This is a genomic window from Kitasatospora sp. RG8 (genome assembly GCF_017813315.1).
GTDB lineage: Bacteria > Actinomycetota > Actinomycetes > Streptomycetales > Streptomycetaceae > Kitasatospora.
In genome coordinates this window covers 48,629-74,043 of record NZ_JAGIYX010000015.1, presented here as the reverse complement: position 1 = coordinate 74,043, position 25,415 = coordinate 48,629, and the positions used below count along the sequence as shown (strand labels likewise).

At 74.2% G+C, this 25,415-nt stretch carries 23 protein-coding genes; 20 read left to right on the top strand and 3 right to left on the bottom strand.

The features are described from left to right. Positions 1-147 precede the first annotated feature (147 nt). Positions 148-1,836 carry an MFS transporter gene (locus J5Y04_RS22400; protein ID WP_209413873.1) on the bottom strand — a complete coding sequence of 563 codons (1,689 nt, stop codon included), beginning with the start codon at positions 1,834-1,836 and terminating at the stop codon, positions 148-150. A gap of 109 nt (positions 1,837-1,945) precedes the next feature. Between J5Y04_RS22400 and J5Y04_RS22395 the strand changes: the two genes are divergently transcribed. Continuing rightward, positions 1,946-2,560 carry a TetR/AcrR family transcriptional regulator gene (locus J5Y04_RS22395; RefSeq protein ID WP_209413872.1) on the top strand — a complete coding sequence of 205 codons (615 nt, stop codon included), beginning with the start codon at positions 1,946-1,948 and terminating at the stop codon, positions 2,558-2,560. 367 nt (positions 2,561-2,927) lie between these two features. Beyond that, positions 2,928-3,719, top strand: coding sequence for a maleylpyruvate isomerase family mycothiol-dependent enzyme (locus tag J5Y04_RS22390; protein WP_209413871.1), 792 nt, complete (start codon positions 2,928-2,930; stop codon positions 3,717-3,719). Positions 3,720-3,857: 138 nt separating this feature from the next. Here J5Y04_RS22390 and J5Y04_RS22385 read toward each other — a convergent pair whose 3' ends face one another. After that, positions 3,858-4,661, bottom strand: a complete 804-nt coding sequence (locus J5Y04_RS22385; protein WP_209413870.1) for a thioesterase family protein — start codon at positions 4,659-4,661, stop codon at positions 3,858-3,860. Between the two features lie 272 nt (positions 4,662-4,933). Further along, on the bottom strand, positions 4,934-5,878 hold the full coding sequence (locus tag J5Y04_RS22380; RefSeq protein ID WP_209413869.1) for an AraC family transcriptional regulator: 945 nt from the start codon (positions 5,876-5,878) through the stop codon (positions 4,934-4,936). Positions 5,879-5,969: 91 nt separating this feature from the next. On the opposite strand from J5Y04_RS22380, the gene J5Y04_RS22375 reads away from it, so the two are divergent. The 18 genes from J5Y04_RS22375 (at position 5,970) to hypE (ending at position 25,225) form a co-directional block, all read left to right on the top strand. Next, positions 5,970-6,728: an MBL fold metallo-hydrolase gene (locus tag J5Y04_RS22375; RefSeq protein ID WP_209413868.1), complete on the top strand. Its 759-nt coding sequence runs from the start codon at positions 5,970-5,972 to the stop codon at positions 6,726-6,728. 693 nt (positions 6,729-7,421) lie between these two features. Beyond that, complete coding sequence (locus J5Y04_RS22370) at positions 7,422-8,672, top strand: alpha/beta fold hydrolase (RefSeq protein WP_245205231.1); 1,251 nt, start codon at positions 7,422-7,424, stop codon at positions 8,670-8,672. After that, on the top strand, positions 8,669-10,276 hold the full coding sequence (locus tag J5Y04_RS22365; protein WP_245205212.1) for an alpha/beta fold hydrolase: 1,608 nt from the start codon (positions 8,669-8,671) through the stop codon (positions 10,274-10,276). The genes J5Y04_RS22370 and J5Y04_RS22365 overlap by 4 nt, the downstream gene beginning before the upstream one ends. 232 nt (positions 10,277-10,508) lie before the next feature. Then, positions 10,509-12,200 carry an enoyl-CoA hydratase-related protein gene (locus tag J5Y04_RS22360; RefSeq protein ID WP_209413867.1) on the top strand — a complete coding sequence of 564 codons (1,692 nt, stop codon included), beginning with the start codon at positions 10,509-10,511 and terminating at the stop codon, positions 12,198-12,200. 133 nt (positions 12,201-12,333) lie between these two features. After that, positions 12,334-13,380: a hydrogenase expression protein HypE gene (locus J5Y04_RS22355; protein WP_209413866.1), complete on the top strand. Its 1,047-nt coding sequence runs from the start codon at positions 12,334-12,336 to the stop codon at positions 13,378-13,380. Between the two features lie 104 nt (positions 13,381-13,484). After that, a complete protein-coding gene (locus J5Y04_RS22350; protein WP_209413865.1) occupies positions 13,485-15,269 on the top strand; it encodes a nickel-dependent hydrogenase large subunit in 1,785 nt (594 codons plus the stop codon). Beyond that, positions 15,266-15,733: a thioredoxin gene (locus J5Y04_RS22345; protein ID WP_209413864.1), complete on the top strand. Its 468-nt coding sequence runs from the start codon at positions 15,266-15,268 to the stop codon at positions 15,731-15,733. The genes J5Y04_RS22350 and J5Y04_RS22345 overlap by 4 nt, the downstream gene beginning before the upstream one ends. Beyond that, positions 15,730-16,377 carry a DUF5947 family protein gene (locus J5Y04_RS22340; RefSeq protein ID WP_374106075.1) on the top strand — a complete coding sequence of 216 codons (648 nt, stop codon included), beginning with the start codon at positions 15,730-15,732 and terminating at the stop codon, positions 16,375-16,377. Before J5Y04_RS22345 ends, J5Y04_RS22340 begins: the two co-directional genes overlap by 4 nt. Beyond that, the gene (locus J5Y04_RS22335; RefSeq protein ID WP_209413863.1) at positions 16,374-17,045 is read left to right on the top strand and encodes a DUF6084 family protein; all 672 of its coding nucleotides are present in this window, start codon (positions 16,374-16,376) and stop codon (positions 17,043-17,045) included. Before J5Y04_RS22340 ends, J5Y04_RS22335 begins: the two co-directional genes overlap by 4 nt. Continuing rightward, positions 17,042-18,412, top strand: coding sequence for a hypothetical protein (locus J5Y04_RS22330; RefSeq protein ID WP_209413862.1), 1,371 nt, complete (start codon positions 17,042-17,044; stop codon positions 18,410-18,412). Before J5Y04_RS22335 ends, J5Y04_RS22330 begins: the two co-directional genes overlap by 4 nt. A 64-nt stretch (positions 18,413-18,476) precedes the next feature. After that, a complete protein-coding gene (locus J5Y04_RS22325; RefSeq protein WP_209413861.1) occupies positions 18,477-18,983 on the top strand; it encodes a hydrogenase maturation protease in 507 nt (168 codons plus the stop codon). Continuing rightward, the gene (locus tag J5Y04_RS43990) at positions 18,977-19,081 is read left to right on the top strand and encodes a hypothetical protein (protein ID WP_374106074.1); all 105 of its coding nucleotides are present in this window, start codon (positions 18,977-18,979) and stop codon (positions 19,079-19,081) included. Before J5Y04_RS22325 ends, J5Y04_RS43990 begins: the two co-directional genes overlap by 7 nt. 116 nt (positions 19,082-19,197) lie before the next feature. After that, positions 19,198-19,545, top strand: a complete 348-nt coding sequence (locus J5Y04_RS22320) for a hydrogenase maturation nickel metallochaperone HypA (protein WP_209413860.1) — start codon at positions 19,198-19,200, stop codon at positions 19,543-19,545. 62 nt (positions 19,546-19,607) lie between these two features. Further along, positions 19,608-20,387, top strand: coding sequence for a hydrogenase nickel incorporation protein HypB (gene hypB / locus J5Y04_RS22315; protein ID WP_209413859.1), 780 nt, complete (start codon positions 19,608-19,610; stop codon positions 20,385-20,387). Then, positions 20,384-22,699, top strand: a complete 2,316-nt coding sequence (hypF, locus tag J5Y04_RS22310; RefSeq protein ID WP_209413858.1) for a carbamoyltransferase HypF — start codon at positions 20,384-20,386, stop codon at positions 22,697-22,699. Before hypB ends, hypF begins: the two co-directional genes overlap by 4 nt. 6 nt (positions 22,700-22,705) lie before the next feature. After that, entirely contained in the window at positions 22,706-23,026 is a 321-nt protein-coding gene (locus J5Y04_RS22305) for a HypC/HybG/HupF family hydrogenase formation chaperone (protein WP_209413857.1), read from the top strand. Next, positions 23,023-24,147 carry a hydrogenase formation protein HypD gene (gene hypD / locus J5Y04_RS22300; protein WP_209413856.1) on the top strand — a complete coding sequence of 375 codons (1,125 nt, stop codon included), beginning with the start codon at positions 23,023-23,025 and terminating at the stop codon, positions 24,145-24,147. Before J5Y04_RS22305 ends, hypD begins: the two co-directional genes overlap by 4 nt. Positions 24,148-24,154: 7 nt before the next feature. Beyond that, positions 24,155-25,225, top strand: coding sequence for a hydrogenase expression/formation protein HypE (gene hypE, locus J5Y04_RS22295; RefSeq protein WP_209413953.1), 1,071 nt, complete (start codon positions 24,155-24,157; stop codon positions 25,223-25,225). The last annotated feature ends 190 nt before the right edge of the window (positions 25,226-25,415 follow it).

The following is a 25,415-nucleotide window of genomic DNA, read 5'->3' as shown; positions in this document are numbered from 1 at the left end:
CCGCAGGCGGTGTCCCGGCCGGGCACCGGACATGCTCGACCCCGCCGGGTCCGCGCCAGCGGGGTCGAGTCGTGTCCGGTACCGGGCCCGGCGCCGAGGGCACCCGGGCGGGTGGTGTCGGGCCGCGGTCGGCGCACGGTCCCGAGGTCAGCCTGCGGTCCCGCGGTCCGCGCCGGGCGCGGCGTGCGGAGCGGCGCGGCCCGGGTCACCCTCGGGCGGAGCGGTGCGGGCCGAAGCCGGCCGGGCCTGGGCGGAGCCCGACGCTGCCGTCCGGGCCGGGAGCGGTGCGGCCGGACGGGTGTCGCCGGCCGGCCGGCCGGTGACCGGGGCGGGGGCCGGTGCCGGCACGCGGGCGGGCAGTGCGAGGCGGGCGCCGACCGCGCCGAGCAGGCAGACGCCCGCGCCGACCAGGCAGGCGAGGTGGAAGGCGTCCATGAACGAGGTCTGGACGGCGGCCAGCAGGTCGCCGCGCCCGAGGGTCGTCGCGGTGCCGAGCGCGGAGGCGACCGAGCCCTCGGCGGCGTCGGCCGTGCGCGGCGGCAGGCCCGCGAAGGAGCTGGTGGCGAGCCGGGCCGCGTAGAGGGAGGTGAAGACGGAGCCCAGGACGGCGACGCCGAGCGTGCCGCCCGCCTCACGGGTGGCGTCGTTGACCGCCGAGCCGACACCGGCCTTGGCCGGCGGCAGCACGCTCAGGATCGACTCGGTGGCCGGGGCGGTGGTGAGCCCGAGGCCGAGGCCCAGCAGCACCATCTGGCAGACGACCTGCGGGTACGGGGTGAAGGCGGACGAGGCCGCGATCCACGCGAACGAGGTGCCGAGCAGCACGAGCCCGGCGGTGACCACAGCGCGCGTGCCGATCCTGGTCGCCAGGGCGACACCGCCGAGCGAGCCGAGTGCGATGGTCACCGCGACCGGCAGGATGCGCACACCCGTGGAGAGCGCGCCGTAGCCGCGGATGAACTGGAAGTACTGGGTCACCAGGAAGATGAAGCCGAAGAGGGCGAAGAAGGCGAGGGTCACCGACCCGCTGGCGGCCGAGAACGCCGGCGTGCGGAAGAGCGTCAGGTCGATCATCGGATGGGCCCGGCCCCGCTCGACGAGGACGAACGCCGCGGTGAGCGCGACGGCTGCGGCGAAGCCCGCCACGGTGGCCGGGGCGCCCCAGCCGCGGTTGGGGGCCTCGATGATCGTGTAGACCAGGACGCCGACGGCCGCCGAGGAGCTGACCAGCCCGGGCAGGTCCAGGCGCGCCGAGGCCGGGCTGCTCGACTCCGGCACCCAGGCCCAGGCCGCCACCAGGGCGATCAGGGTCACCGGAACGAGGGCCAGGAAGACCGAGGGCCAGCCGAAGTGCGCCAGCAGCAGGCCGCCGGCCACCGGGCCCACCGCGACGCCCAGGCCCGTCACGGCGCCCCACACCCCGATCGCCTTCGCGCGGGAGCGGCGCTCGGGGAAGGTGTTGCTGATGACCGAGAGGGTGGTCGGGAAGATGGCCGCCGCGCACGCTCCCATCGCGAAGCGCACCGCCACCAGCGCGCCGGGCGATCCGACCGCGCTGCCCAGCGCGCTGGTGGCGGCGAAGCCGGCGAGCCCGAACAGCAGGGCGGGCCGGCGGCCGAACCGGTCGCCGAGCGAGCCCGCCGTCAGGACCAGTGCGGCGAAGGCCAGGTTGTAGCCGTCGACGACCCACTGCAGGTCACGGGTGGTGGCGTCCAGCTGCCGGCTCAGTTCGGGCAGTGCGACGTTGACGATCGTCGTGTCCAGATTGATCGCGAACGCGGCCAGACAGACCGTGGCCAGGACGAGAAGGCGTCGGTGGGGGGAGAGGGCGGTCATGGCACACACTCCATTCGCCAGGAATGTTGACAGCGGTAACATGCGCTGATTGACACGTTTCCAGCCAAAGTGGACACTGTCAACACATGGTCTGAAACGGGGTGGAACCTTGGAGAATCGGACATATCACCACGGCAATCTCCGCGAGGCCCTGGTCACCGCCGGCGTCGCCCTCGCCCGCGGGGGCGGACCCGACGCCGTGGTCCTGCGCGCCGCCGGACGAGAGGCCGGCGTCTCCCACAACGCCGCCTACCGCCACTTCGCCAGCCACGAGGACCTCCTCGCCGCCGTGGCCGCCCGCTGCATGGACCGACTCGGCCGGCTCATGATCCAGCGCACCGCCGACGTCGCCCCCGCCGAACCCGAGCCCCTCGCCTGGGCGAGACTCGAAGCCGTCGGCCGTGCCTACATCGACTTCGCCCTCACCGAACACGGCTGGTTCCGTACCGCCTTCTGCGGCGCCACCCCCGACCCCGGCCACCACTCCGGGGTGCGCACCGAACCCGGGACCGACCCGTACCTGCTGCTCTCCGCCCGCCTCGACGAACTCGTCGACACCGGCGCCCTGCCGCCCGAGCGGCGCCCCGGCGCGGAGTACGGCGCCTGGTCCGCCGTCCACGGCCTCGCCCACCTCCTCACCGACGGCCCCCTGCACGACCTGCCCCCCGACGAGGTCCGGCGCGCCGTCGACACCGTCCTCGCCACCATCGCCCGCGGCCTGTGACCTTCACCGGACGCGAACCGCCGTCCGGGAGGCAGCGGGGCACGGCCGACGAGCCGGCCGGCGTCCTGGGCGGTGTCCCGTCTGACGATCCGTCCGACGCGCCTTCGTTCCGCCGGCCGCGCCCGGGCGGAAACCGGGGTGCGGGCCGCGGCGCCGACCTGGTCCGCCCGGACGGGGACGGCGTCACGGTCGGCTCCCACCGCGCGGGCGCGCGCCTGGCGCTGTGACGCGGCTGACGCCGTGACAGCGGGCTTACGGCGGACCGCCGTCCGCCCCCGGCGGCCCGAGCGGCCCGTGCCGCGCCGCCGCCGCGGCGGCGCGGGAAAACCGCTTTCCCGCGGTCCGAGCAGGGTGATAGACATCCGGGGTGCAGAACACTCTCGACTTCTCCGACCTCCTGCGGCTGATCGACGAACGGTCGACCGCGTTCCGGGCCGCGGTCGCCTCCGCGCCCGACCTCGACGCGCCGGTGCCGACCTGCCCCGAGTGGACGCTGTTCGATCTGGCGCAGCACCTGGGCGGTGGCGACCGCTTCTGGGCCGCCATCGTCAGTGCGGGCCCCGCCGACGCCCCGCCGGCCGAGGCCGCCGCCGAGCGGGCCGCCCTGACCCCGCCGCGGGAGCGCGAGGCCCTGGTGGCCTGGCTGGAGGAGTCGACGCAGCTGCTGCTGGGCGTGCTGCGGGAGGCGGGCCCGGACGCCGGCTGCTGGGCGTGGTGGAGTGGCCTGCAGACGCCGCGGACCTCCGGTGGTGTCGCCCGGCACCGGGTCCAGGAGAGCGCGGTGCACACCTACGACGCCCAGCTCGCCGCGGGCGCCCCGCAGCCGCTGCCGGCCGAGGTGGCCGTCGACGGTGTCGAGGAGTTCCTGTTCACCTGTGTCGCGACGCTCAGCGCCTGGCCGCACAAGCCCACCGCCTTCGACTTCCACGCCGCCGAGGGGCGCTCCTGGCGCCTCACGGTCGACGGCGACGGCGCCCGGACGGTCCGTCTGCCCGCCGCCGGCGGTGGCGAGGGCCTGGACGCACCCGGCATTTCCCTCCACGCCACGGCTGGTGAGCTGGTGCTCTTCCTCTACAACCGCGTCCCGGCGGACTCCCTGCGGATCGACGGCGACGCCGGGCTGAACGACCTGCTCCGCGACTGGGAGCCGGAGGAGTAGGACGTCACGGGGTGCGGGCTGCGGCGCCCGGGCCGGGGTGGGCACGACGGCCCGTGTCCGCCCGGCCCGCCGCAACACCGGCAGCGCCCTCAGGCCCGCGCGAGCGGACATGAGGGCGCGTCAGGCGGAAAGCCGGGCTCAGCCGCCGGGCAGCGGCCGGACGGTCAGGATCTGCTCGGCGTGGCCCACCGGGCCGTCGAGGTCGTGCAGGACGGAGCTGGTGCGGCCGTGGCCGGCCGGTCCGAAGCTGACCGTGGTGTCCAGGCCGGTCCACGGGCCCCGGGGCTGCCGGTGGAGGTGGACGGTCAGGTCGAGGTTGGGGAACATCCACGCGGTGGGCTGCTGCTGCGCGGCTATGCCGTTGGCGGTGTCCACCAGGGCGAGGTAGGACGCGAGCGGGCTGCTCGGCTCGCCGGCGACCAGGGACATCCGGCTGGAGACCCAGGCGAGGGAGCGGCCCGGCCGGGCCGCACTCCGTCGCACCTCGATGGAGGAGACGTAGCCGCCGTCCCACTGCTCGCCCATGTTCCACGGGGTGACGGCCTCGGGAGGGGCGACCCGCTCGTGGGGGCTGTCGGCGACCGCGCCGGTGTCGGCCACGGCGAGCAGCCAGGCCCGGGCCCGGACCACCGCGCGGTCGGCGATGAGGACGACGGCCTCCAGCAGTTCGATGGTGCGGCCCGGCCGCACGCTCTCCACCCTGATCTCGCACTCGTCGAGGGCGATCGGCCCGAGGATGTCGTAGCTGATCCGCGCCAGGGCCAGCCCGTCGTCCGCGCGCGCGGCGCGGAAGCGGTCGATCGCGTGGGCGACGAGGCCCGCCAGCGGGCTGAAGTGCTGTTCGTCGGTGTTCCAGGCGCCCCCCGCGTGGGCCGTGGGCTTGTAGCGGTGCTCGTCCGTCCGCTGGTAGTAGCTGTCGGGCGCGACGGTGCCGGTGGTCACGGGACGGTTCTCCTCGGGGGGATCGCAGGGCGCGGGACACGACGGGTCGTTCGATCTTGCGGGTGCCCGCGCCGAGGATCGTAGGGGGCCGAACGGCCCGGGAGCCGAAAGGGTGAGGGATGCCACACCGCACCGAGGCGCCGGCCCTCTCCGCCGTCCGCGCGACCGGCTCCGTGACGCCCGGCGGCCCGACCGCGGGTCACCCCATACCGACCCCGTAGCGACCCCGTACCGACCCCGTACCGACCCCGGGGCGATCCGCGCGGAGCCGCTCAGCCGCGATCCGCACCCAGGGCCGAGTGGGTGGCCCGGTAGCGGCTGGGCGGGGTGCCGCGGTGGCGGGCGAACGCGCGGGAGAAGGCGAACTCGGAGGTGTAGCCCACGCTGTTGGCGATGCGGGTGACGGAGTCCTTGGTGTCCCGGAGTCTTCGTGCGGCGATCTCCAGGCGCCAGCGTGTGAGGTAGGCCAGCGGGGGCTCGCCGACGAGGCGGGTGAAGCGGCGGGACAGGGTGGCCCGGGAAACGCCGACCTCGCGGGCCAGGGCGTCCACGGTCCACGCCCGCCCGGGTCCTTCGTGGATGAGGGAGATCGCGGCGGCGACCTCGGCGTCGCGCAGGGCCGCCCACCAGCCGGCGCCGCGGTCCGGGGCGTCCCGGGAGGCCTCCCACTGACGCAGGACGTGGACGAAGAGGACGTCGACCAGCCGGTCGGTGATGGTCTGTGAGCCCGGAGCCGGGTCGGCGAGTTCGGCGGTCAGCATGCGCAGCGTCTCGGTGAGGTCGTGCCGGCGCGCCGAGGGGTCGTCGCGCAGCAGCAGCACCGGCGGCAGGGACAGCAGCGGGTGGGAGGCGTGGGTGTCGAAGCGGTAGCCGCCGCAGACGAGGCGGGTCCGGGGCCCGGGCCCGGGGAAGTCGATCGGTGTGCCCGGTCCGCTGCGCTGCGCCCGGGTGACGTCCTCGAACCGGACCGTCGGTCCCGTCGGGTCGCCGGCCATCTCGTGGCCGGTGCCGGCCGGGAGCAGGACGAGGTCACCTGCCGTCAGGGGGAGCGGGGCGGCGCCCGGCAGACGCAGCCAGCAACTGCCCCGGGAGACGTGGTGGAACACGGCCGAGGGCAGGCGCGGGAACTCGATCCCCCACGGCCCGGCGGCATGCACCCTGGCGGTGACGGTGCCGCCGATCTTCGTGGCGGACAGCACATCGGCGAGGACATCCATACCCGCACACTACCCGTGGTGAGACGAACGGACAGGAATCCGCCTCGGACAGGCATGGAGAGGCTCAACGGGCGGACCTAGTATCACCTTCATGGCACACACCACAGTCGTTCCGGTACCGGTCATGGGCAAACACAACGTCAACGCCTTCCTGCTGCTGGGCCGTAGGGCCGTCCTGGTCGACACCGGCATCCCGGGCAGCGGTGCGAAGATCCTGGCGCGGATCGCCGAGCACGGCATCGGGCCCGGCGACGTCTCGGCGATCGTCATCACCCACGCCCACATCGACCACTTCGGATCCGCCGCGGAACTGCGCCGGGCCACCGGGGCCCCGGTGATCGCGCACATCGCGGACATCGGGCCCTACACGACCGGCCGGATCCGGGAACCGTACCTTCCCACCGGGCGGTTCGGCCGTTTCCTGGACCGGCTGGACGCCTTCCACGAGCACGCCGAACCCTTCCGGCCGGACCTGCTGGTCGACGGGCCCACGACGTTGTCCGAGCACGGCGTCGACGCCCGGATCATGCCCACCCCGGGGCACACCGCCGGGTCGATGTCGGTGCTGACCGACGAGGGCGAGCTCGTCGCGGGCGACCTGGTCGCCACCTCGTTCCTCGGTACGGCCCACCGCAGGCCGGCCAACCCGCCGTTCCACGACGACCCGGTCGGCAACCTGGCCAGCCTGCGGGCCATGCTCGCGCTGAAGCCGACCACCCTGCACGTCGGCCACGGCGGGCCGCTGGACCCGGCGCGGGTGGAGCGCTGGGCGGCCCGGGAACAGCACCGGCTGGACGGGCTCGCCGCCCGGGGCCGGCTGCGCACCCGGGCGGAAGCGGCTCCTCGGTGACCGGTCGACCGGCCGGCGTCCGACAGCGCTCGTGCCGCGACCGGCCGGCCGAGGTGTTCCCGATGCCGGCGCCGACCCTGCGCGGAGACGGAGTTCGAGCGGATCGAGACCGGGGTGGCGGGAGTGCGCCCGGGGCGTGACGCCGGCCTGCTCCGTGTGGAGCCCACGAGTGGTGGGCGTCTCCCCGTCGACGCACGCTGGCCGTGCAGTGCCCGCACGAACCACGCGGCGGGCAGAACCGCGCAGTGCCGTCTCCCTGCGCGGACGTGAGAGAGACGAGATCACATGAGGGATCAGGGCATCAGTCCGGGCTGCCTGCCGTCCGTTCGCGGGATCGGCAGGTCCGGACGAAGACGGGTGGGGCACCGGTCCGCGCGGCGGCGCCCCGGTGGTTCGCGCACCGGGGTGGCGCTCGCCGCGGCCGGCCTGGCCTTCCTGGGCGCGGTCGGCCCGACGCCGAGCAGCGCGGTGTCACCGCCCGTCCGTGAGCCCCTGTCAGAGGCTCCGGCGCGGTTCGTGCCCGGCCCCTGCCCCGAGACGCCCGAGCCGGTCCCCGGGCGGTGCGGGTTCCTGGAGGTGCCCGAGAGCCGCGAGCCGCACGAACCCGGCGGGCGGGGCGGGCGGACGATCCGGCTGGCCGTGGCGGTCGTTCCGGCGGTGTCGGCGACGCCGGCCGCGGAGCCGGTGGTGTTCATGGAGGGGGGTCCCGGCGGCGACGCGTTCGGGAGCATTCCCTTCCTGGTCGCCTCCGGTGTCAACCGCGACCACGAACTGATCGTCATGGCGCAGCGGGGGACGCTCCACTCCCGGCCGAGCCTCGCCTGCCCGGAGATCGACCGGTTCAACGCGACCGCCGTGGGGCTGCGGTACGACGCGCCGTCGACCGGTCGGCTCCTGGTGCGCGCGGCCCGGGAGTGCCGTGACCGGCTGACGGCCGACGGGGTCGAGCTGAGCGCCTACAACACCACCGAGAACGCCGCCGACTTCGCCGACCTGCGCAGGGCGCTGGGCATCGGGCGGTGGAACGTCTACGGGTACTCCTACGGCACCGAACTGGCCCTCACCTACCTGCGCCTGCACCCCGAGGGGGTCCGCTCGGTGGCGATCGACTCGGTCGTACCCCCGCAGATCGTGAGCCTGCCATGGACCTGGGACAGCGCCCGGGAGGGGATCGGTGCGATCTTCGCGGCGTGCGCGGCCCAGCCCCGGTGCAAGGACCGCTACCCGGACCTCCCGCGCACGCTGACGGAGCAGGTCCGGCGGCTGGAGGCGCACCCCCTCACGGTGAGCGCGCAGCCCCCGGGGGGAGGCGCCCCGGTGAAGGTCGTCCTCGACGGGGGCGCGCTGGTGAACCTGCTGGTCGCCAACGCCGTCAAGGCCGTTGACGTCCCCGCGGCGCTCGACGAACTCGCGCACGGGAACCCGGAGCGCTTCGCCCGCGCCCGGGCCGCCGGCGCGACGCCCGTCATCGGCGAGGTCGCCCACGGTCTGACGCAGTCGGTGGCCTGCAGCGAATGGGTGCCGGGCTACTCGGAGGCCGACCTGCTCCAGGCGGGGCGCCGGGCCTTCCCCGGATGGCCGGACACGGTCCTGGCCCAGGCTCCGCAGCTGCCCTTCGAGCACGACGTCTGCCGCGCCTGGAACGTCCCGGACCGCACCGCCGTCCAGCGGGTGGCCACCCGCAGCAACGTGCCGGCGCTCGTCGTCTCCGGAACCTTCGACGCGAAGACCGGGGCGGGCTGGGGCCCGTACACGGCCCGGACGCTGTCCCGCTCGACCACCGTGCTGATCCCGGGAATCGGCCACTTCGTCGTGCCCCAGTCGCCCTGCGCGCAGAGCGTCCTGGCCTCCTTCCTCGCACGCCCGACCGCGCCCGACACCGCCTGCGTGGCGGGGCTGGAGCCCCAACCGTTCACCATCACCCCTGAGCCGGAGACCGCATGATGCCCGTCCGCCCGCCCCACCGCCGCCGCACCGTACGACGGCTCCGGACCACGCTGGCCGGGGCCGCGGCCGGTGTCCTCCTCGCCGGCCTCGCCGCCCTGCCTGCCCTGCCCGCCCAGGCCGCCCAGGCCGGGGACGGCGCCGAGGAGCCGCTCGGCACGGTCGCCAGGACGGCGGGCCACGCCCGGTTCGAGCCGGGCCCCTGCCCGCGGACGGCGGACCCGACCCCCGAACTGGAGGGGACCCGCTGCGGAACGCTCACGGTGCCCGAGAACCGTTCCCACCCCAGGGGACGGAGGATCACCCTCGCGGTCGCGATCGTGCCGGCCACGCAGAAGCGGGCGCCCGACCCGATCGTGTGGTTCGCCGGCGGCCCCGGCGACGACGCCAACTCCGAGATCCGGTTGGCGGTCGCCGGCGGCCTGAACCACGACCGGGACGTGATCTTCATGTCCCAGCGGGGGACCTACTCGGCCGACCCGGCCCTCACCTGCCCGAACGTCGACCAGTTCAACGCGGACGCCCTCGGCCTCGTCTACGGTGCGCCGTCCACCGGGCGCCTGCACGTCGAGGCGACGCAGGTCTGCCGCGACCGGCTGGTGGGCCGCGGGGCCGACCTCGGCGCGTACAACAGCACCGAGAGCGCCGCCGACTACGCCGACCTGCGCGTCGCGCTCGGCATCCAGCGGTGGAACGTGTTCGGCATCTCCTACGGCACCGACCTGGCGCTCCTCTACATGCGCCTGCACCCGGAGGGCCTCCGGTCGGTCGGCATCGACGGCGTCCTGCCACCGTCCCTGGCCGGGGGAGCCGTGACCTGGAAAGCCGCACGGGAGGGCTTCGACGGCATCTTCAAGGCCTGCGCGGAGCAGCCCGCCTGCAACGACCGCTACCCGGACCTGAAGGCCACCTTCGAGCGCCTCGTCAGTGAGCTCGAAGCCCGGCCGGTCACCACCACCGTCACGGTCCCGGACCACCCGGACCCGGTGGAGGTCGTGCTGGACGGCGGAGTGCTGGTGAACTGGCTGACCTTCGCCAGCCACCTGGCGGCCGGCGTGCCCCGCTCCATCGACGAGCTGGCGCACGGCAACCCGCAGCGGATCGCCGAGCAGTGGGCGGGCGGGAAGCTCAGCCCGCAGGCCATGGGGAGATTGTCGTACGGGCTCTCCAACGGCGTCTTCTGCGGTGAGTGGACACCGTACGAGAGCGAGGCCGACGTTCTCGAGGCGGGGCGGCGCGCGTTCCCGTCGTTCCCCGAGTCGGTGCTGGTCAACGCACCGCTGCTCGCCTGGCTGCACGCGGACTGCCGCGCCTGGGACGTCCCCGCGGCACCGCGCTCGGTCCGGGACGTGACGCGCAGCGACATCCCGACGCTCGTCCTGTCGGGCGGTTTCGACTCCCAGACCGCACCGAGCAGCGGGCCGTACGCCGCCCGTACGCTGAGCCGGTCCACGGAGGTCACCGTCCCCTACGTCGCCCACGTGGTCTTCGCCGACTCGCCGTGCGCGCAGTCGATCACCCGCTCGTTCTTCGACACTCCGACCGCGCCGGACACGGAGTGCCTCGCGTGTCTCCAGCCGCCCGAGTTCGAGATCGGGGCCTGAAGCCGAGTGACCGGCCGGTCCGGGAGGAACACCTGCGCCGGAGGACTGCCGAAGACACCGGGTCCGGCCCCGCCGTGCGAACGGCGGGACCGGACCCGTGACGTGCCGCCGCCCGCGGTCCCGCCGCCGCCCGGGTGAACGGGCGGCGCGGCGGGCCGGACGGGGCCGGGGCCGGGCGGGTGCGGGGCCATGATCGCCGGGTTACCGGAGGCCCACATCGTCGGAGGCGGACATGCGGATCCTGCTCCTCGCCAGCGCGTTCAACAGCCTCAGCCAGCGGCTGTACGCCGAACTGCGCGAGCGGCGGCACCTCGTGGACGTCCAACTGGCGGGTGACGACGACGAGTTGCGGGCCTCGCTGGCCCGCCTGCAGCCGGACCTGCTGCTCGCCCCGATGCTCCGGACGGCGATCCCGCAGGATGTCTGGTCGGCGCTCACCTGCCTGATCGTCCATCCCGGCCCGCCGGGCGACCGCGGCCCCTCCTCCCTCGACCGGGCGATCCAGGACGGCCGGGCCGAGTGGGGCGTCACGGTGCTCCAGGCCGAGGCGGAGATGGACGCCGGGCCGGTCTGGGCGTGGGCGCCCTGCCGGCTGCCCGAGCGCGGCAAGAGCGACCTGTACCGCAACGAGGTCTCCGACGCGGCCGTCGCGGCCGCGCTGCTCGCCGTGGAGCGGGTCGCCTCGGGCTGCCACACGCCCCAGCCGCAGCACGGCCCCGGCTGGCGCCACCCGGTGCGCACCCGGCCCCTCCTGCGGCAGGAGGAGCGCCGGATCGACTGGGCCGGCGACTCCACCGGGACGGTGCTGCGCAGGCTCCGCGCGGCGGACTCCCAACCCGGGGTGCTCGACGCGCTGTGCGGCGGCGAGTGGTACCTGCACGGCGGGCACCGCGAGCCGGTGCTGCGCGGCCGTCCGGGCGAACTGCTCGCCACCCGCGCCGGCGCCGTGTGCCGCGCTACCCCGGACGGCGCAGTGTGGATCCCCGAACTCCGCCGCCGCCGTACGCCCGGCGGCCCCGCGACCTTCAAGCTTCCGGCCGTGACGGCGCTCGGCGCCCTGCTGCCGCCCGTCCCGGAGGTGCCGGTGCCGCTGATGCCGGGCGGGCGGGAGGGCGCCGCATGGTCGGACATCCGCTACCGCGAGGACGGCCCGGTGGGCTTCCTGCGCTTCTCGTTCCCGGGCGGGGCGATGTCCACCGACCACTGCCGGCGGTTGCTGGAGGCGTACCGCTTCGCCGCCGCCCGCCCGACCTCGGTGCTGGTGCTCGGCGGCGGCCGGGACTTCTTCTCCAACGGCATCCACCTCAACGTCATCGAGGCCGCACCCGACCAGGCCGCCGAGTCCTGGGCCAACATCACGGCGATGGACGACCTGGTCGCCGAGGTCCTCACCACCACCGACCGGCTGGTGGTCGCCGCCGTCGCGGGGAACGCGGCGGCCGGCGGGGTGATGCTGGCCCTGGCCGCTGACGAGGTGTGGTGCCGCCACGGCTCCGTCCTCAACCCGCACTACCGGCTGATGGGGCTGTACGGCTCGGAGTACTGGACGTACACCCTCCCGCGCCGGGTGGGCGCGGCGGAGGCCGAACGGCTGACGCGTCAGGCGCTGCCGGTGTCCGCGGCGGCCGCCGGGCGGATCGGCCTGGTCGACCGGGTGCTCGACTGCGGGCCGCAGGAGTTCGGGCCGAGTGCGGCCCGCCTGGCCGGGCTGCTCGCCGCCTCACCCGCCGCCCAGCGCCGGATCGCGGCGAAGAAGGCCGCCCGCGAGGCCGACGAGCGGGCCAAGCCGCTGGAGGCGTACCGCGAGGAGGAGCTCGCGGTGATGCACCGGCAGTTCTTCACCCCCGAATCGCCGTACCACGCGCTGCGGTCCGCGTTCGTGCGCAAGCGCCCTGCGCCCGCCGGGTCCGCCGCGCCGATGTGACCCGAACGGCCCCGCCCGCTTGCGGCGCCCGGGTGACCCCTTCGGCTTTCCGGACCGGCGTTCGATCCCAACCGTTGCTATGACTTGTCTTCGAGCCATTTCGTCCGGCTCCCATCCCCGAGGAGGCATCCTCATGGGTGCTGCAACAACCGACACCGACGTGGTGCACATTCTCTGGATCAACGCCGGCCTCAGCTGCGACGGCGACTCCGTCGCACTGACCGCCGCGATGCAGCCGAGCATCGAGGAGATCGTCACCGGCGCGCTGCCCGGCCTGCCGAAGGTCGCGGTGCACTGGCCGCTGATCGACTTCGAGTGCGGCCCGGTCCAGGGCGCGGACAACTTCGTCGAGTGGTTCTTCAAGGCCGACCGCGGCGAGGTCGAACCGTTCGTCCTGGTCGTCGAGGGGTCCATTCCCAACGAGAAGATCAAGAAGGAGGGCTACTGGTGCGGCTTCGGCGACGATCCGGCCACCGGCCAGCCCATCACCACCAGTGAGTGGCTGGACCGGCTCGCCCCCAAGGCGACCGCCGTGGTGGCGATCGGCACCTGCGCCACGTACGGCGGCATCCACGCGATGGCCGGCAACCCGACCGGCGCGATGGGCGTGCCGGACTACCTCGGCTGGGACTGGAAGTCCAAGGCCGGGCTGCCGATCGTCTGCGTGCCGGGCTGCCCGATCCAGCCCGACAACTTCGCCGAGACGCTCACCTACCTGCTGTACCAGCTGGCCGGGTCGGCGCCGATGATCCCGCTGGACGACAAGCTGCGACCCGCCTGGCTGTTCGGCGCCACCGTGCACGAGGGCTGCGACCGCGGCGGCTACTACGAGCAGGGCCAGTTCGCCACCGACTACGGCACGCCCGAGTGCCTGGTGCGGCTCGGCTGCTGGGGGCCGGTCGTCAAGTGCAACGTCGCCAAGCGCGGCTGGATCAACGGCGTCGGCGGCTGCCCGAACGTGGGCGGCATCTGCATCGCCTGCACCATGCCGGGCTTCCCGGACAAGTTCATGCCCTTCATGGACCCGCCGCCCGGCTCGCGGGTCTCCACCAGCGCCAGCACCGCGTACGGATCGCTGATCCGTCGGCTGCGCACGATCACCCAGAAGACCGTCGACAAGGAACCGAAGTGGCGCCGCACCGGCCGCCACCTGACCACGGGCTACCGCCCGCCCTGGTGACAGGCGAGGGCCGCACACCGACCGGTGTGCGGCCCCGTCGGCCTCCGCCCCGCTCGTAGACCTCGAAGACCCCTAGACCCCCTAGACAAGGACACGCAGACACGATGGCAACACCGACGACCAGGGCGGCCGGCGACGGCAGCGGCCTGACGGAGATGTCCTGGGACCCGATCACCCGGATCGTGGGCAGCCTCGGCATCCACACGAAGATCGACTTCAAGCAGAAGAGGGTCGCGGAGTGCTACAGCACCTCCTCGGTCTTCCGCGGCTACAGCGTCTTCATGCGCGGCAAGGACCCGCGCGACGCGCACTTCATCACCAGCCGGATCTGCGGGATCTGCGGCGACAACCACGCCACCTGTTCGGTCTACACCCAGAACATGGCGTACGGCGTGAAGCCCCCGCACCTGGGCGAGTGGATCATCAACCTCGGCGAGGCCGCGGAGTACATGTTCGACCACAACATCTTCCAGGAGAACCTGGTCGGGGTCGACTACTGCGAGAAGATGGTCCGCGAGACCAACCCGGGCGTCCTGGAACTGGCCGAGCGCACCGAGGCCCCGCACGCCGGCGACCACGGCTACAAGACGATCGCCGACATCATGCGCTCGCTCAACCCGATCGAGGGCGAGTTCTACCGCGAGGCGCTCCAGGTCAGCCGCTACACCCGGGAGATGTTCTGCCTGATGGAGGGCCGCCACGTGCACCCCTCCACGCTCTACCCGGGCGGCGTCGGCACGGTGGCGACGGTGCAGCTGTTCACCGACTACCTGACCCGGCTGATGCGCTACGTCGAGTTCATGAAGAAGGTCGTGCCGCTGCACGACGACCTCTTCGACTTCTTCTACCAGGCCCTCCCCGGCTACGAGGAGGTCGGCCGCCGGCGGGTCCTGCTCGGCTGCTGGGGCAGCCTCAACGACCCGGACCACTGCGACTTCACGTACCGCAACATGACGGACTGGGGCCGCAGGATGTTCGTCACCCCCGGTGTCGTCGTCGACGGCAAGCTCGTCACCAACGACCTGACGCAGATCAACCTCGGCATCCGGATCCTGCTCGGCAGTTCCTACTACGAGGACTGGCAGGGCAAGGAGCTCTTCGTCACCCACGACCCGCTGGGCAACCCGGTCGACCCCCGGCACCCGTGGAACCAGCACACCATCCCCCAGCCGCAGAAGCGCAACTTCGACGACAAGTACAGCTGGGTGATGTCCCCGCGCTGGTTCGACGGCAAGGACCACCTCGCCCTCGACACCGGCGGCGGCCCCCTCGCCCGGCTGTGGTCCACCGCCCTGTCCGGGCTGGTCGACATCGGCTACGTCAAGGCCACCGGCCACAGCGTCCAGATCAACCTGCCCCGCTCGATGACCAAGCCCGAGGTCACCTTCGAGTGGAAGATCCCGCAGTGGAGCAACGCCCTCGAGCGCAACCGGGCCCGCACCTACTTCCAGGCCTACGCGGCCGCCGCCGCCCTGCACTTCGCCGAGAAGGCGCTCGACGAGGTCCGCGCCGGGCGCAGCCAGACCTGGGAGCGCTTCGAGGTGCCGGACGAGTCCATCGGCTGCGGCTTCACCGAGGCCGTGCGCGGCGTGCTCTCGCACCACATGGTGATCCGCGACGGCAAGATCGCCAACTACCACCCCTACCCGCCCACCCCGTGGAACGCCAGCGTCCGCGACAGCTACGGCACGCCGGGACCGTACGAGGACGCGGTGCAGAACACGCCGATCTTCGAGGAGAACTCCCCGGAGAACTTCAAGGGCATCGACATCATGCGCGCGGTGCGCAGCTTCGACCCCTGCCTGCCCTGCGGCGTGCACATGTACGTCGGCGGGCGCACCCTGCAGACCATGCACGTGCCCACCGGCCTGAGCGGGCTCACCGCATGACGGCCGAACAGACCGGGCTGCGGATCCAGGAGGCCCTGGACGCCCTGGCCGGCAGCGGCGCCGAGCACGCGGGCGAGCAACTCGTCCGCGACCTCATGGAGTTCTACGGCGAGGGCCTGGCCAGGCTCGTCCCGGCCCTGCCCCCGCCTGCCCTGGAGCAGATGCTCGACGACCCCGCGGTGGCCGGGCTGCTGCTCCTGCACGACCTGCACCCCGAGGACGTGACCGCCCGGATCGAGCGGGCACTCGCCAACCTTCCCGAGCGGATCGAGGTGCTCGGCTTCGAACCGGACACCGGCACCCTGCGGGTGCGCCGCACCGCCTCCGGCTGCGGCTGCGGGGAGCAGGACGTCGAGGCGGCGCTCGCCTGCCACGCGCCCGAGGTGACGGCCCTGGAGCTGGAACGCGCCCCGCAGCTGCTCCAGATCGCCACCCGCCCGCCGCAGCCCGCGGAGGCCCGGTGAACACCCGCCGGGTCTCCCGCGACGGGACCGCCCTGCTGCGCCGGCTGCGCGAGCCGGCGCCGCCGCGGCCCGAGCGGTGCGGGTTCTGCGGCCGGGACCTGCCCGCCGGCCACCGCCACCTGGTGGACGTCGAGGAACGCGCCCTGACCTGCACCTGCACCGCTTGCAGCCTGCTGTTCCAGCAGCCGGGCGCGGCCGGCGGCCGCTTCCGCACCGTACCGGACCGCTACCTCGCGGACCCGGAGGGCGAGTTGGACGAACGGGCCTGGTCGGTCCTGGGGATCCCGGTCGGCACGGCGTTCCTGTTCCGCAACGCCGTCCTGGACCGGCTGCTCGCCTTCTACCCCGGGCCGGCCGGCGCCACCGAGAGCGAGGTGGACGAGGAGGCCTGGGAACGCGCCCTCGGCGCCAGCCGGCTGGCCGCGGCCCTGGAACCGGACGTCGAGGCGCTGCTGCTGCGCCGCACCGACCGGGGCGTCGCGTGCTTCCTGGTGCCGATCGACGTCTGCTACGAGCTGGTCGGCCGACTACGGAGATGCTGGCACGGCTTCGACGGCGGGGCCGAGGCGCGGGCCGAACTCGACGCGTTCTTCGAGCGGTTGGCCGCCCGGGCCCGCCCGCTGCGCGCGGAGGTGACGGCATGAGTGAACGAAGTGAGCGAACCATCGAGAGGTGCGCCCTCGGCTTCACCTGCACCGGCGTGCGGTCCGACCCGTACGCGGCCGCGCCGACCCTGGTGTTCCGGCTGCGGATCACGGCGCCGGCCGACACCCGGGTGCACGCCCTCGCCCTCCAGTGCCAGCTGCGGATCGAACCGGGCCGCCGGTCGTACGCCGCCGCCGAGGGCGGGCGGCTGACCGACCTGTTCGGCGAACGGGAGCGCTGGGCCTCCACGCTCAACCCGATCCAGTTCGCCACTGTGCCGCTGCTGGTGCCCGGCTTCGACGGGGAGACCGAGGCCGACCTGGCGGTGCCGTGCAGCTACGACCTGGAGGTGGCCTCCGCCCGCTACTTCCGGGCGCTGGACGGCGGCGAGGTGCCGCTGCTGCTGCTCTTCTCCGGCACCGCCTTCGCCGGCCCCGGCGGCTTCCAGGTCACCCCGGTGCCCTGGGACAAGGAGGCCCGGGTGCGGATGCCGGTGCGGGTCTGGCGGGAGGCGATCGAGCAGCACTTCCCCGGCTGCGGCTGGCTCCGACTGCCCGGCGACGTGATGGACGACCTGGTGGCCTACCGCTCCCGGCGGGCGCTGCCCTCCTGGGAGGCGACCGTGCGCGAACTGCTCGCGGCGGCGGTCGGGGAGGGCGTCCGGTGAGCGTCTTCCCCGAGGGGATCGAGCACGGCTTCACGGCCGCCCGGCAGATCGCCGACGCGGTGCTGCTGGAGGGCTACGTGCTCTACCCGTACCGTGCGTCGGCGGCGAAGAACCGGCTGCGCTGGCAGTTCGGCGTCCTGGTGCCGCCCGAGTACACCCTGCAGGGCGGCGAGCACTCCCACCAGCGCACCGAGTGCGTGATGGAGGCGCGCCTCGGCGACCGGCTGGCGGTCGAGCTGCGCTTCCTGCGCGTTCAACGGCGAACCGTCGAACGGGTCACCGCCACCGGCGGGTTCGAGCCCGTGGAGCGGCTGGAGCTGGCCGACCGGGTACTCGTCGAATGGGACGAGGGCGTCGAGGAGCGGATCGAACTCCTGCTGCCGGTCGAGGAACTGATCGGCGAAGGAGTGCAGCGGGGGTTCCGGCTGCCGGGCGTCGGCACGACGGAGCTGCTGCACGAGCACGGCACGCCCGTCGGGCGGCTGGTCCGGCGGCGCGAACGGGTCGACGGCATGGTGCGGTTGAGGGTCGAGGAACTGCCCGTCCCGTACCTGGCGCAGCGCCTGACGGCGGTGGTGGAGAACACCTCCGCGTGGACGCCGCACCGGCGCGCCGGCCGCGAGGAGGCGCTGCCGCGCTCCCTGGTCTCCGCCCACCTGCTGCTCGGGCTGGAACACGGCGGCTTCCTGTCCGTCACCGATCCGCCCGAGTGGGCCCGGCCGGCCGTCGAGCGGTGCCGCAACGAGCGCACCTGGCCCGTCCTGGCCGGACCGGACGGCGGGCGCCAGGTGATGCTGTCTTCGCCGATCATCCTGGAGGACCACCCGCGGATCGCCCCGGAGAGCCTCGGCACCCTCTACGACGCCACCGAGATCGACGAGATCCTGGCGCTGCGGACGGCGGCCCTGACCGAGGAGGAGAAACGGGAGGCCCGGGGCACCGACGAGCGGGCCGGGGCCGTGATCGACCTCGCCGAGACCATGCCGCCCGAGGTGCTGGAACGCCTGCACGGCGCCATCCGGGGGCTGCGCGAGGTCACCGGCGGCACCGGCGACGTGGAGCAGCCCTGGTGGGACCCGGGCAACGACCCGCAGGTCGACCCCGAGCGGGACCGGGTGCTGGTCGACGGCCACCCGGTCGGCGCCGGCAGCCGGGTGCTGCTGCGACCGGGACGGCGGCGCACCGACGCCCAGGACCTCTTCCTGGACGGGCGCACCGGCGTCGTGGAGGCGGTGCTGCACGACGTCGACGGCTCGGTGCACCTGGCCGTCACCGTGGAGGACGACCCGGGCGCGGACCTGTGGCGGGCGCAGGGGCGCTTCCGCTACTTCCAGCCCGACGAGGTGACACCGCTGGAGGAGTCGTGAGCGAGCGCGCCGTCGAGTGGTGCGTGTTGCGCGAAGCGCCCGAGGAGCGGAGCGAGGTGGGTGCATGAGCGGGAACAAGGTGCTGGTCGCCGGGGTGGGCAACATCTTCCTCGGCGACGACGGCTTCGGGGTCGAGACCGTCCGGCGGATCCGGGCCCACCCGCTGCCGGACGGCGTCGAGACGGTCGACGTCGGCGTGCGCGGTGTGGACCTGGCGTACCGGCTGCTCGACGGCTACCGGACCGCCGTCCTGGTCGACGCCACCTGCCGCGGCGGGGTGCCCGGCACGGTCTACCTCATCGAGGCGGCCGCCGAGCCGCTGGAGGCGCCGGTGCTGGACGGGCACCGGATGGGGCCGGACGCCGTGCTCGGGCTGCTCGCCACGCTCGCCGCCGGCACCGGCGGCGAGCCGCCCGGGCGGGTGCTGGTGGTCGGCTGCGAGCCGGCGTCACTGGAGGAGGGCATCGGGCTGAGCGAGCCCGTCGCCGCCGCCGTCGAGGAGGCGGTCCACGTGGTCCTGCGAGTCGTGGACGAGGCCACGCAACTGGAGAGGGAGACGACACCATGGTGAGGAAACTGTTCTGCGCGGCCCTGCTGGCGGGGATCGGCGCGCTGGTCTGGCAGAGCCTGCCGGACATCAGGCGGTACCTGAAGATCTCGCGGATGTGAGGCCCGGATTGCTGCGAACGGTGCAGCCCCGGGCGCAGTGGCGGCGCGGCTTCGAGCCGTCGCCGCCACTGCGCCCTGTAATGGGGCCCGTTGCCGTCCGCTCCGGGAAGGGACCGATGCACGAGATGTCGATCGCCGCCGCCGTCGTCGAGCAGGTGGACGAGGCCGCGCGCCAGCACGGGGTCCCCGGGGTGGCGCGGGTGCGGCTGCAGGTGGGCGAGCTGGCCGGGGTCGTCCCCGAGGCGCTCGACTTCTGCTTCGAACTGGCCTGCGCCGGAACGCTGGTGGAGGGCGCGGCGCTGGTCACCGAGCCGGTCGTGGCACGGGCCCGATGCGCGCCCTGCGCCGTCGAATGGGCCGTCGGCATGCCGCCGGACCTCGGCTGCCCGAGCTGCTCCGGGGGCGGCGGCGTCGAGCTGCTGTCCGGGCGCGAGCTCCAGATCCTCGACGTCGAGTGGGCTTAGGAAGAGTCTTCCGGACACGCCCCGGCGCTCCGGCGTCCGGGCCGAACAGAAAGGCTGACGCGATGTGTCAGACGGTCGACCTCCGCCAGGCGGTCCTCGCCCGCAACGACGACAGCGCCCGCGAACTGCGGGCGGCTCTGACAGCCCGGGGGACGGTGGCGGTGAACCTGCTGTCCAGTCCCGGCAGTGGCAAAACCGCGCTGCTGGAGGCCGAGTTGGGACTGGCCCGGCAACGCGGTGTGCCGGTCGCCGCGCTGACCGCCGACCTCGCCACCGAGAACGACGCGCTGCGGCTGGCCCGTTCCGGTGCGCCCGTGAAGCAGGTGCTCACCGACGGGCTCTGCCACCTGGAGGCGCGGATGCTCGCGGGGCACCTGGACGGCTGGCTGCCGCAGGACTGCCGGCTGCTGTTCGTGGAGAACGTCGGCAACCTGGTCTGTCCGGCCTCCTACGACCTCGGTGAATCGCTGCGGGTGGTGCTGGCCTCGGTGACCGAGGGCGAGGACAAGCCGCTCAAGTACCCGACCGCGTTCGGGCTGGCCAACCTGGTGCTGGTGACCAAGGCGGACCTCGCCGCGGCCGCGGAGTTCGACGAGGCGGCGTTCCTGGCGAACGTCCAGCGCGTCAACCCCGGGGTGGAGGTGCTGCACACCTCCGCCCGCACCGGCGACGGCGTCGGAGCGCTGCTGGAGCGCGCCCTGGCCGTACTGGACGGCGCCGAGGTGCACCGGCCGGTGATGGCGGCCCACCACGGCGGTGGTGACCACGGCGGCGGTCACCACCACGACGGCGGTCATCACCACGGCGGTCACCACCACGACCCGGTGCAGGCGCCCCGGTGACGGCCGGCCACCCGGAACTCGACCGCGAGCGGCGGCGGGTCGCCGTCCGCGGCCTCGTCCAGGGGGTCGGCTTCCGGCCGTTCATCTTCACCCTGGCCGGCGAACTCGGGCTGGCCGGCAGCGTCACCAACACCGGCGAGGGCGTGCTCGCCGAGGTCGAGGGCGGCCGGGACGCGCTCGACGCCTTCTGCCGACGGGTGGCCACCGACGCACCGCCGCTCGCCCAGGTCGCCTCGGTCGAGCACGCGCCGCTCGCCGCCACCGGTGCCACCGGCTTCACCATCACCCCGTCCCGGGCCGACGGCCGCCGCGCCACCCTGATCCCGCCCGACGTCGCCGTCTGCGCCGACTGCCTGGCCGAGCTCGCCGACCCGGCCGACCGGCGCCACCGGCACCCCTTCATCAGCTGCACCAACTGCGGCCCCCGGCACACCATCGTGACCGGCCTGCCGTACGACCGGGCCAACACCACCATGGCGGACTTCCCGATGTGCGCGGACTGCGCCCGGGAGTACACCGACCCCGCCGACCGCCGCTTCCACGCCCAACCCGTCGCCTGCCACGCCTGCGGTCCGCGCCTCGCGCTGACCGTCCCCGGCCGGGCCGACGCGGGCGGGGAGGAAGCGCTGACGCAGGCCCGCCGGCTGCTGGCCGACGGGGCGGTCCTCGCCGTCAAGGGCCTCGGCGGCTACCACCTCGCCTGCGACGCGCGCGACGCCCGGGCCGTCGCCCTGCTGCGCCGCCGCAAGCGGCGCGGCGACAAGGCGTTCGCCCTGATGGCCCGTGACCTCGCCACCGTCGAGCAACTGCTGCCGGTCGGCCCGGTCGAGCGGGAACTGCTCACCGGAACGGTCCGGCCGATCGTCCTCCTGCGCCGCCCCGGCGGGTCCGCCGAGCAACTCCCGGCGGTCGCCCCCGGCAGCCCCGACCTCGGAGTGATGCTCCCGTACACCCCGCTGCACCACCTGCTGCTCGCCGCCCCGGGGCCGGACCTCCTGGTGATGACCAGCGCCAACCTCTCCGGCGAGCCGATCGTCACCGACGACCGGGAGGCGCTGACCAGGCTCGCCCCGCTGGTCGACGGCTGGCTCCGCCACGACCGGCCGATCCACGTGCCCTGCGAGGACTCCGTGGTGCGGGTGGTGGACGGCGAGCAGCTGCCGCTGCGCCGCTCGCGCGGGTACGCCCCGCTGCCGCTCCCGCTGCCGGTGCCCGTCCGACCCGCGCTGGCGGTCGGCGGCGACCTGAAGAACGCCTTCGCGCTGGCCCGGGACGGCTACGCCTGGCTGTCCGGGCACATCGGCGACATGGACGACCTGGCCACACTGCGTGCCTTCGACCGTGCGGTCGAGCAGCTCGGCACGGTCAGCGGGGTGCGCCCGGAGCTGCTCGTCGCCGACCGGCACCCGGGCTACCGCTCGGTCCGGCACGCCGAGCGGACCGCCGCCGGCCGGCCGGTGCGCCGGGTGCAGCACCATCACGCCCACATCGCCGCGGTGATGGCCGAACACGGCCTGGACGGCGGCCGGCCGGTGCTCGGGGTGGCCTTCGACGGCACCGGCTACGGAGAGGACGGCGCGATCTGGGGAGGGGAGGTGCTGCTGGCCGACTACGACGGGTTCCGGCGCCTCGCCCACCTCGGGTACGTGCCGCTGCCGGGCGGGGACGCCGCCGTCGAGCGCCCGTACCGGACGGCGCTCGCGCACCTGCGGGCGGCCGGGCTGCCCTGGGCGCCCGGACTGCCGCCGGTCGAGGCCTGCCCCGAAGACGAACTCAGGTTACTCGAGCGACAGTTGGAGCGCGGGCTGAACTGCGTGCCGACGTCCAGCATGGGGCGGCTGTTCGACGCGGTCTCCTCGCTCGCGGGGGTCTGCCACCGGGCCGGGTACGAGGCCCAGGCGGCGATCGAACTGGAGGCCGCGGCCGCCGGGTTCGGCCCCGCGGCGGGCTACGGGTTCGGGCTGCTGCCCCGGGAGGACGGCTGGACCGCCGACCCCGGGCCGGTGCTGGCCGGCGTCGTGGCGGACCTGACCGCGGGCGCCTGCGCCGGGTTGGTCGCCGCGCGTTTCCACGCCGCCGTGGCCGACCTGGTCCGGCGGATCTGCGCGGCCGTCCGGGACCGCCACGGCACCACCACGGTGGCCCTCAGCGGCGGCGTCTTCGCCAATGCGCTGCTCTCCTCGGGCTGCGCGCGCGGCCTCCGGGAGGACGGTTTCACCGTGTTGCGGCACCGCCGGGTGCCGCCCAACGACGGAGGGCTGGCGCTCGGCCAGCTGATGGTGGCCGCCCGGTCGGCCACCCGGGAGGAGTGAGAGCGGATGTGTCTGGCGGTGCCCGGCAGGGTGACGGAGATCGAGGAACGCGACGGGACCAGGATGGCGGTCATGGACTTCGGCGGGGTGGTCAAGGACGTGTGCCTGGAGTACCTGCCCGACCTTGAGGTGGGGGACTACGCGATCGTCCACGTGGGCTTCGCCCTCCAGCGGCTGGACGAGGAGTCGGCCCGGCGGACCCTTGAGCTCTTCGAGGAACTCGGGCTGCTGCAGGAGGAGTTCGGCGACCCGTGGGAGGCGGCGCGGGCGGCGCAGGCGGCCGGTGCGGTAGGGGTGGAACGAGGGGCCGAGGAGGCCGGACGGTGAAGTACCTGGAGGAGTTCCGCAACCCCGAGCTGGCCGAGGGGCTGCTCGCCGACATCAGGGCGACGGTCACCCGGCCGTGGGCGCTGATGGAGGTGTGCGGCGGCCAGACGCACAGCATCATCCGGCACGCCATCGACCAACTCCTACCGGAGGAAGTGGAGTTGATCCACGGGCCGGGCTGCCCGGTCTGCGTCACCCCGTTGGAGGTGATCGACCGGGCGCTGGCGATCGCCGCCCGGCCGGAGGTGATCTTCTGTTCCTTCGGGGACATGCTGCGGGTGCCCGGCACCGACCGGGACCTCTTCCGCGTCCGCGGCGAGGGCGGCGACGTCCGGGTGGTGTACTCGCCGCTCGACGCCCTGCGGATCGCCCGGGAGCACCCCGACCGGGAGGTCGTCTTCTTCGGCATCGGCTTCGAGACCACCGCCCCGCCCAACGCCATGGCCGTCCACCTGGCCAGGGAGCAGGGCCTGCGCAACTTCAGCATGCTGGTCTCGCACGTGCGGGTGCCGCCGGCCATCGACGCGATCATGGACTCGCCGGACTGCCGGGTCCAGGGCTTCCTCGCCGCCGGGCACGTGTGCAGCGTCATGGGCACCGCCGAGTACCCGGCGCTCGCGGAACGCCACCGGGTGCCGATCGTCGTCACCGGCTTCGAGCCGCTGGACATCCTGGAGGGCATCCGACGGACCGTGCGGCAGCTGGAACGCGGCGAGCACACCGTCGACAACGCCTACCAGCGCGCCGTCCGGCCCGAGGGCAACCCGGCGGCCCGCGCGATGCTGGAGGACGTCTTCGAGGTGACCGACCGCCCCTGGCGCGGCATCGGCGTCATCCCGCAGAGCGGCTGGCGGCTGTCGCCCCGCTACCGGGACCACGACGCCGAGCACCGCTTCGACGTCGCGGGGATCGCCACCAGGGAACCGGCCGCGTGCCGGGCCGGCGAGGTGCTGCAGGGTCTGCTGAAACCCCATCGGTGCGAGGCCTTCGGCACCGTCTGCACCCCGCGCACGCCGCTCGGCGCCACCATGGTCTCCAGCGAGGGGGCCTGCGCCGCCTACTACCTCTACCGGCGGCTCAGCACGCCGGCCGTGCCCCAGGAGGCGAGTCCCGTTGGCTGACATCGAGATGCTGGTGGAACCCTCGGCCGCGCCCGACTTCTCCGGCTGGAGCTGCCCGCTGCCGCTGCGCGACCACCCCCGGGTGGTGCTGGGGCACGGGGGCGGCGGGGCGATGTCCGCCGAGCTGGTCGAGAACCTCTTCGCGCCCGCGTTCGGCGGCCCGGCGCTGGCGGGGCTCGGCGACTCCGCCGTACTGGAGCTGGGCGGCGCCCGGCTCGCCTTCTCCACCGACTCCTACGTGGTGCGGCCGCTGTTCTTCCCCGGCGGCTGCATCGGCGATCTCGCGGTCAACGGCACGGTCAACGACCTCGCCATGAGCGGTGCCCGGGCGGCCTACCTGTCCTGCGGGTTCATCCTGGAGGAGGGGGTGGAGATGGCCGTGGTGGACCGGGTCGCCCGGGCGCTCGGCGCCGCCGCCCGCACCGCCGGGGTCGAGGTGGCCACCGGGGACACCAAGGTGGTGGAGGCCGGGCACGGGGACGGCGTGTACCTGAACACGGCCGGCATCGGCCTCGTGCCGGCCGGGGTCGACATCCGGCCGCAGCGGGCCGTCCCCGGCGACGTGGTGATCGTCAGCGGGCCGATCGGGCTGCACGGGGTCGCCATCATGAGCGTCCGGGAGGGCCTGGAGTTCGGCGTCGAGGTGCGCAGCGACAGCGCGGCGCTCGGCGGCCTGGTCGAGGCGATGCTCGCCGCCACCCCCGACCTGCACGTGCTGCGCGACCCCACCCGCGGCGGCCTGGCGGCCTCGCTCAACGAGATCGCGACGGCGGCCGGGGTGGGCGTGGTGCTGAGCGAACGCGCCGTCCCCGTCCCGGACCCGGTGGCCAACGCCTGCGCCGTCCTGGGCCTGGACCCGATGTACATCGCCAACGAGGGCAAGCTCGTCGCCTTCGTCCCGCGTGGCGAGGCCGACGCCGTCCTCGCCGCGATGCGTGCCCACCCGCTGGGCGCGGAGGCGGTGGTGATCGGCGAGTGCGTCGTGGACCACCCCGGGATGGTCGTCGCCCGCACCGGCTTCGGCGGCACCCGGGTGGTCGACCTGCCGATGGGCGAGCAACTGCCGCGGATCTGCTGACGCCGTTCCGGACGGGGCGCCGACGGCGAGTGCTGCCGTCGGCGCCCCGCCCTGTTCGCCTCGGTCGGCGGCGTCCGTGCGCTCGGGCCACCGGTTCGGGTCGGGACCGGCCGCACAAGGCCTGCCTGAGCTGCGGCCCGGGCGGTTCCGGGCCGGGTCGGATGCCGGACGGCCCGCGGTGAGCCGCGGC

Coding starts and splice junctions, on each gene's coding strand:
- J5Y04_RS22400 (WP_209413873.1), bottom strand. CDS start 1,836: ATGACCGCCCTCTCCCCCCACCGACGCCTTCTCGTCCTGGCCACGGTC.
- J5Y04_RS22380 (WP_209413869.1), bottom strand. CDS start 5,878: ATGGATGTCCTCGCCGATGTGCTGTCCGCCACGAAGATCGGCGGCACC.
- J5Y04_RS22375 (WP_209413868.1), top strand. CDS start 5,970: ATGGCACACACCACAGTCGTTCCGGTACCGGTCATGGGCAAACACAAC.
- J5Y04_RS22370 (WP_245205231.1), top strand. CDS start 7,422: ATGGAGGGGGGTCCCGGCGGCGACGCGTTCGGGAGCATTCCCTTCCTG.
- J5Y04_RS22365 (WP_245205212.1), top strand. CDS start 8,669: ATGATGCCCGTCCGCCCGCCCCACCGCCGCCGCACCGTACGACGGCTC.
- J5Y04_RS22360 (WP_209413867.1), top strand. CDS start 10,509: ATGCGGATCCTGCTCCTCGCCAGCGCGTTCAACAGCCTCAGCCAGCGG.
- J5Y04_RS22355 (WP_209413866.1), top strand. CDS start 12,334: ATGGGTGCTGCAACAACCGACACCGACGTGGTGCACATTCTCTGGATC.
- J5Y04_RS22350 (WP_209413865.1), top strand. CDS start 13,485: ATGGCAACACCGACGACCAGGGCGGCCGGCGACGGCAGCGGCCTGACG.
- J5Y04_RS22345 (WP_209413864.1), top strand. CDS start 15,266: ATGACGGCCGAACAGACCGGGCTGCGGATCCAGGAGGCCCTGGACGCC.
- J5Y04_RS22335 (WP_209413863.1), top strand. CDS start 16,374: ATGAGTGAACGAAGTGAGCGAACCATCGAGAGGTGCGCCCTCGGCTTC.
- J5Y04_RS22325 (WP_209413861.1), top strand. CDS start 18,477: ATGAGCGGGAACAAGGTGCTGGTCGCCGGGGTGGGCAACATCTTCCTC.
- J5Y04_RS43990 (WP_374106074.1), top strand. CDS start 18,977: ATGGTGAGGAAACTGTTCTGCGCGGCCCTGCTGGCGGGGATCGGCGCG.
- J5Y04_RS22320 (WP_209413860.1), top strand. CDS start 19,198: ATGCACGAGATGTCGATCGCCGCCGCCGTCGTCGAGCAGGTGGACGAG.
- hypB (WP_209413859.1), top strand. CDS start 19,608: ATGTGTCAGACGGTCGACCTCCGCCAGGCGGTCCTCGCCCGCAACGAC.
- J5Y04_RS22305 (WP_209413857.1), top strand. CDS start 22,706: ATGTGTCTGGCGGTGCCCGGCAGGGTGACGGAGATCGAGGAACGCGAC.
- hypE (WP_209413953.1), top strand. CDS start 24,155: ATGCTGGTGGAACCCTCGGCCGCGCCCGACTTCTCCGGCTGGAGCTGC.